General features: G+C 65.5%; 7 protein-coding genes and 1 pseudogene. 1 reads left to right on the forward strand and 7 read right to left on the reverse strand.

Annotation, left to right across the window (positions count from 1 at the left end):
• Positions 1 to 125, reverse strand: a pseudogene (locus tag ABYW26_RS09045) (keto-deoxy-phosphogluconate aldolase); the annotation flags it as partial.
• A gap of 146 nt (positions 126 to 271) precedes the next feature.
• On the opposite strand from ABYW26_RS09045, the gene ggt reads away from it, so the two are divergent.
• Positions 272 to 2,065: a gamma-glutamyltransferase gene (gene ggt, locus ABYW26_RS09050; RefSeq protein ID WP_372604465.1), complete on the forward strand. Its 1,794-nt coding sequence runs from the start codon at positions 272 to 274 to the stop codon at positions 2,063 to 2,065.
• Here ggt and ABYW26_RS09055 read toward each other — a convergent pair.
• The 6 genes from ABYW26_RS09055 to ABYW26_RS09080 form a co-directional block, all read right to left on the reverse strand.
• Complete coding sequence (locus ABYW26_RS09055; protein WP_372604466.1) at positions 2,046 to 3,227, reverse strand: NAD(P)/FAD-dependent oxidoreductase; 1,182 nt, start codon at positions 3,225 to 3,227, stop codon at positions 2,046 to 2,048. The two genes, ggt and ABYW26_RS09055, sit on opposite strands and share 20 nt — an antisense overlap.
• A 5-nt stretch (positions 3,228 to 3,232) precedes the next feature.
• Positions 3,233 to 3,448, reverse strand: coding sequence for a hypothetical protein (locus tag ABYW26_RS09060; RefSeq protein ID WP_372604467.1), 216 nt, complete (start codon positions 3,446 to 3,448; stop codon positions 3,233 to 3,235).
• A 14-nt stretch (positions 3,449 to 3,462) separates the two neighbouring features.
• Complete coding sequence (gene scpB, locus ABYW26_RS09065; protein WP_372604469.1) at positions 3,463 to 4,101, reverse strand: SMC-Scp complex subunit ScpB; 639 nt, start codon at positions 4,099 to 4,101, stop codon at positions 3,463 to 3,465.
• The gene (locus tag ABYW26_RS09070; RefSeq protein WP_372604470.1) at positions 4,102 to 4,878 is read right to left on the reverse strand and encodes a ScpA family protein; all 777 of its coding nucleotides are present in this window, start codon (positions 4,876 to 4,878) and stop codon (positions 4,102 to 4,104) included.
• On the reverse strand, positions 4,871 to 5,884 hold the full coding sequence (gene nagZ, locus ABYW26_RS09075; protein WP_372604471.1) for a beta-N-acetylhexosaminidase: 1,014 nt from the start codon (positions 5,882 to 5,884) through the stop codon (positions 4,871 to 4,873). The genes ABYW26_RS09070 and nagZ overlap by 8 nt, the downstream gene beginning before the upstream one ends.
• The coding region (locus ABYW26_RS09080) for an SPOR domain-containing protein (RefSeq protein WP_372604473.1) at positions 5,881 to 6,238 on the reverse strand (358 nt) is incomplete at its 5' end. The genes nagZ and ABYW26_RS09080, both read right to left, overlap by 4 nt.

Genomic DNA, 6,238 nt, shown 5'->3' on the forward strand with positions numbered 1-6,238 from the left:
CCGCCCGCGATCAGCGCCGTCGCCAAGGGCCTAGCGTGGGCCGGATCATGGATCACCAGCACCGGAATCACCGGCGCAAGACGGCAAAGATCAGCGGTGAACTGGCTGGCCTGAGCAGGTGTCATGCGAAAAGCCTTTCGTTGCAGTTGCCCCGTCATACCCCGTGTGCTGCGATGCGAACAGGGGCAGGGCGCGCGCGCCTGCTGTTTTTACTGTCGCGGCAATGGCGATGCGCTATGTTTGAGCGATGAGCGGAACAGGAGAGCGGTGCATGAAGCGATGGATTTTTGCGGCCCTCGTGGCCTTGGCTGTGCCTGCAAGCGCGCAGCAAGCGGCGGACGCGGTCAGCCCCGAAATCGCGGCCGGGGCAGGGTCCGGGTTTCGCGGCCTGTCCCCTCAGATCGACGCGGCGCTGGATCGCAAGGCCGCCGGTCTGCCGGTTCAGGCACAAAGCTGGATGGTTGCGGTGGCAAATCCGCTGGCGGCGCAGGCCGGGGCGGATGTGTTGCGCACGGGCGGCACGGCGGCGGATGCGATGGTGGCGGTGCAGACCGTTCTGGGGCTGGTCGAGCCGCAAAGCTCGGGCCTTGGTGGCGGGGCGTTTCTGGTCTGGTATGACGCGACCAGCGGCGAATTGACCACGCTGGACGCCCGCGAAACCGCGCCGTTAAACGCCGATCCCAAGCTGTTTCTGGATGCTGAAGGCGCGCCTTTGAAATTCTTTGACGCGGTAGTGGGCGGTCTGTCGGTCGGCACACCGGGCACGCCCGCCTTGCTGGCCGAGGCTCATGCCCGCTGGGGTCGCGCCGACTGGCCGCGCTTGTTTGATGCCGCGATTTCGTTGGCGGATCAAGGCTTTGCCGTGTCGCCGCGTCTGGCCGAACAGGTGGCGAGCGATGCCGAACGGCTGGCGCGGTTTCCGGCCACGGCGGCGTATTTCCTGCCTGATGGTCAACCGCTGCGCGCGGGCCAGAGCCTGCGCAACCCGGCCTATGCCGACACCTTAAGGGCGCTGGCCCAACAGGGTGCCGGGGCGTTCTACAGCGGTCCGATCGCGCAGGATATCGTTGCCACCGTTCAGACCGCCCCCGGAAATCCCGGCAAGCTGTCCCAGACCGATCTGGCGCTGTATCAGGTGATCGCGCGCCCGGCGGTCTGTGCCGGCTATCGCGGGGATCAGGTCTGTGGCATGGGGCCGCCCAGTTCGGGCGGGCTGACCGTGGGGCAGATCTTGGGGATGCTGCAAGGCTATGATCTGGCGGCGCTGGGGCCGGACAGTGCTGAAAGCTGGCGGCTGATCGGCGATGCCTCGCGCTTGGCCTTCGCTGACCGGGGCCGCTATATGGCCGATAGCGATTTCGTGCCGATGCCGGTGGCGGGGTTGCTGGACCCGGCCTATCTGGCCGGGCGCGGGTCGCTATTGGTCGGTGACGATGCCTTGCCCGAGGTGGTGCCGGGCAACCCCGAATGGGACCACGCCCTGCTGTTGGCCGATGACGCCAGCATCGAATTCCCCTCGACCTCGCATATTTCCATCGTTGACAGCTATGGCAACGCCTTGTCGATGACCACGACCATCGAGAACGGTTTTGGCTCGCGGCTGATGGTGGATGGGTTTCTGTTGAATAACGAACTGACGGATTTCTCGTTCCGCAGCCATGTTGACGGCGTGCCGATCGCCAACCGGGTCGAGCCGGGCAAGCGGCCGCGCTCCAGCATGGCGCCGACCATCGTGCTGCGGGATGGCAAGCCGGTGCTGGTTGTCGGCAGCCCCGGAGGTAGCCGGATCATCGGCTATGTGGCGCAGGCGATCATCGCGCATCTGGATTGGGGGATGGATGTGCAACAGGCCGTCGCCATGCCGCATCTGGTCAACCGCTTTGGCCGCTATGATGTCGAGGCCGGCACCCCGGCCGAGGCGCTGATCCCGGCGTTTCAGGCGATGGGATACGAGGTCAAGGCGGTCGAGCTGACCTCGGGGCTGAATGCGATTGCGATTGGCGATGGTCTAAGCGGCGGTGCCGATCCGCGGCGTGAAGGCGTGGCTATCGGCGATCCGCGATAGCCGTGCCCGCGGCATGGCCCGAGGACCACGCCCATTGAAAATTGAACCCGCCCAGCCAGCCGGTGACATCGACGACCTCGCCAATGAAATACAGGCCCGGCACGGTTTTGCTTTCCATTGTGCGGGCGTTCAGCCCGTCGGTATCGACCCCGCCCAGCGTGACCTCGGCGGTGCGATAACCCTCGGACCCGGCGGGGGTCAGTCGCCAGTCGGTGATCCGGGCGGCAATTTCGCGCAGGCGGGTGTCGGGATAATCGGCCAGATTGCCGGAGAGGTGCCAGTCGTCGCATAGGAACGCCGCCAGCCGCGCCGGAAACAGATCGGCCAGCATGGTGTTGATGGATTTCGCCCCGGCCCGCGCGCGCAGGTCGCGCAGCGCCTGAAACGGATCGGTATCCGGCAAAATATTCAGGGCGATCTCGCCGCCTTCGCGCCAATAGCTTGAAATCTGCAAAATGGCCGGGCCGGACAGGCCGCGATGGGTGAACAGAACCGCCTCACTAAAAGATGGCCCGTCGGCATGGGCGCGGGCGGGCAGGGCGGTGCCAGCCAGACCGGCAAAGCGGTCGCCAAAGGTCAGCGGCACCAGCGCCGGGCGGGTTTCCGTGACAGCATGGCCGAATTGCTCGGCCAGCTGATAGCCAAAGCCGCTGGCGCCCATCTTGGGGATGGATTTGCCACCCGTCGCCACCACCAGCGCCGCCCCGGTCACGGCGCGGCCATCCGACAGGGTCACGGCAAAGCCGCTTTCGGTCTTGGTGATGCTCTGTGCCGAGGTTTGCAGCAACAGATCGGCCAGATGCGCCTCGTCCAGCAGCATCCGCACCACATCGCGGGCGCTGTTGTCGCAGAACAGCTGGCCCAGCGTTTTCTCGTGCCACGCGATGCCGTGACGCCCCATCAGGTCGATGAAATCCCATTGCCTATAGCGGGCCAGCGCCGACTTGGCGAAATGCGGATTGGCCGAGATGAAATTATCCGCCCCGGCATAAAGATTGGTGAAATTGCAGCGCCCGCCGCCCGAGATACGGATTTTCTCGCCCGCCGCCTTAGCGTGGTCGATCACCAGAACCCGGCCACCCTTGGCCCCGGCATAGGCCGCGCACATCAGGCCCGCCGCCCCGGCGCCGAGGATGATGCAATCATAGTGTCGCGGGCTCATCGCGGTCAGAACTTACCCAGACGCCGCGCCAGACGGGCGGCTTGTTTGGCGCGTTTCGCGGTTTCCTGCGCCTGTTTGCGGGCGGCGCGTTCTTCGGGGGTCAGCTTGCCTTGCGCGGCGTTGCCCTTGCTCATCTGCTTGACCCCGGCGTTCAGCCCTTTGTTGACGGCTTTGCGGGTCAGCATCCGCAGGGCCATGTTGATCAACTGATTGGCACTCATCGCGTCGCCTCCTGTCAGGATTCGTCCTCGAACATATCGCCTTGATCGTCGCTGTCGTCGTCCTCGCCCGGGGTCAGAGACCCCGGCGGCGGCCGGTTTTCCAACAGGCCAGCGGCGCGCAATTCCTTCAGCCCCGGCAGATCGCGGGCGCTTTCCAGACCAAAGTGATCAAGGAACTGTTGCGTCACCACATAGGTCACCGGGCGGCCCGGCGTCATCCGGCGGCGGCCAAAGCGGATCCATTCCAGCTCAAGCAACTGATCCACGGTGCCACGGCTGACGGAAACGCCGCGAATTTCCTCGATCTCGGCGCGGGTGACCGGAGCGTGATAGGCGATGATCGCCAGCGTCTCGATCGCGGCGCGGCTAAGTTTGCGGGTCTCGACGGTTTCCTTTTGCATCAGGAATCCCAGATCGCGGGCGGTGCGAATGGCCCAGGCGTCGCCGACCTTGAACACGTTCACCCCGCGCCCGTCATAGCGTTTGCGCAGCAGATGCAGCGCCTCGGCCGCGTCACAGCCATGCGGCATCCGGGCGTTCAGCTCGGCCACGGTAACCGGTTCGGCGCTGGCAAACAAAATCGCCTCGACCATGCGTTCCTGTTCCGCCAGCGGCGGAGCCTCGAACAGGCTTTTTTCTTTTTCTTCAGCCATTTATTCGGGTTTCCTGCGGATTTGGATCGGGGCGAAAGTATCCCCCTGACGAATTTCGATCGCGCCGCGCTTGGCCAGTTCCAGCGACGCGGCAAAGGTGGCCGCCGTGGCCGAACGCCGCCTGACCGGGTCGGTTTCCCAACCTTCGGGCAGATAAGACGACAGCCCGGTCCAGTCACCGGCATAGCCGATCAGCCCGCGCATCCGTTCCAGCGCCTGCTCCATGGTGAACACATGGTCACGGTCCAGCACAAAGGGGCGGAAATCGTCGCGGGTGCGGATGCGGGCATAGGCCTGCATCAGGTCCAGCAAGGTCGCGGTATAGGTGACGCTGCGGATGCGGGTCACATCCTCGGGGATGCCACGGGCAAAGAAATCGCGCCCCAACTGGTCGCGCCCCATCAGCCGGGCGGCGGCGTCGCGCATCGCCTGAAGCCGCTCAAGCTGATAGGCCAGATGCGCGGCCAGTTCTTCACCTGACGGGCCTTGGTCCGACGGGTCGGGCGGCAACAACAGCCGCGATTTCAGGAATGCCAGCCACGCCGCCATCACCAGATAATCCGCCGCCAGTTCCAGCCGCAGCGCCTTGGCCTTTTCCACAAAGGCCAGATATTGCTCGGCCAGATGCAACACCGAGATCTTGCGCAAATCGACCTTTTGCGTGCGCGACAGGGTCAGCAGCACGTCCAGCGGGCCTTCGAACCCGTCGACATCGACGATCAGCGCCTCGGCAGCCAGCCGTTCGGCAACGTCGAACAATTCAGGCGTCTCAGTCATTGGCGAGATCGGCCATCAGCGCGGCCCAGTCCTTACTCAGCATCTCCGCATCTTCGGCCGGAGTGTCGCGCAGGGCAAGAGCCGCAACCGCGGCGCGGGCGGCTTTTTCGCTGACTTTGCCGGCATTGGCGGCCACGGCCTGCATCTCGGCCAGATCGCCATTGCAATGCAGGACCAGATCACAACCCGCCGCCATCGCCGCAGCCGAGCGGTCAGCGATGCTGCCGGACAGCGCCTGCATCGAGATATCGTCGCTCATCAACACGCCCTGAAAGCCGATCTGTTCGCGGATCAGGCGGATCATCGGGGCCGAGGTGGTGGCGGGCGCGGTCGCGTCGATCGCGTCATAGACGATATGCGCGGTCATGGCGAAGGGCAGGTCGCTCAGCGCCGCGAACGGGGCGAAATCCTGTGCCTCAAGCACCGCGCGCGGCAAGGCGACATGCGGCAGTTCCAGATGGCTGTCCAGATTGGCGGCGCCGTGACCGGGGATATGTTTCAGCACCGGCAGAACCCCACCGGCGATCAAACCGTCGCTGACGGCGCGGGCGATCTCGGCCACCGGGCCGGGTTCGGTGCCGTAACAGCGGTTATACAGGATCTCATGCGTGTCGGGGCGGGCGATATCGGCGCAGGGCGCGCAGTTGCCGTCGATGCCAAGGGCACGCAACTCGGCGGCGATGATGCGATAGCGCAGGCGCATGACCTCGGCCGCACGCGGACCGGCGGCGCGCACCTGATCCAGCGGCGGCAACCAGTCGCGCCACAACGGCGGGCGCAAGCGGGCAACGCGGCCGCCTTCCTGATCGATCCAGATCGGCGCGTCATAGCCCGCTGAAATCCGCAAGTCATTGCACAGGGCACGGATCTGATCCGGCGTGTCGATGTTGCGCGCGAACAGGATAAAGCCGAAGGGCCGGGTTTCAGAAAAGAAGCGCTGTTCGTCCGCCTGCAGAACCGGCCCCTGACAGCCAGCAATGAAGGCCCCGCATGCGGTCGGGCTCACCGCGCCACCACGGGGATGCAATCGGCGTTCTCGGCGGTCAAAGCCGCACAGAACCGCCGGGCGTCAGAGATATCGGCAAAGCCCACGGCGCGCAGGCGATAAAAGGTGCGGCCACCACTGACGGCGGATTGCACCAGCCGCTGTTTGCCATCCATCAGACTGGAAAACCGCGAGGACAGGCGCTGCCATTCGGCGCGGGCGATGTCGGGGCTGTCAAAGGCGCCAAGCTGCACCAGATTGGTGCCGGCGGCGACGGCGTTTGAGGCCAGTTCGACCTCGGCCGGGGTGCCGGTTGCGGCGGTGGCGGCAGCGATCGCGGCCAGCGCGGCAAGGTCGCCTTCGGGGCGGGCGCGC

It is taken from the genome of Actibacterium sp. (assembly GCF_041584535.1).
GTDB lineage: Bacteria > Pseudomonadota > Alphaproteobacteria > Rhodobacterales > Rhodobacteraceae > Actibacterium_D.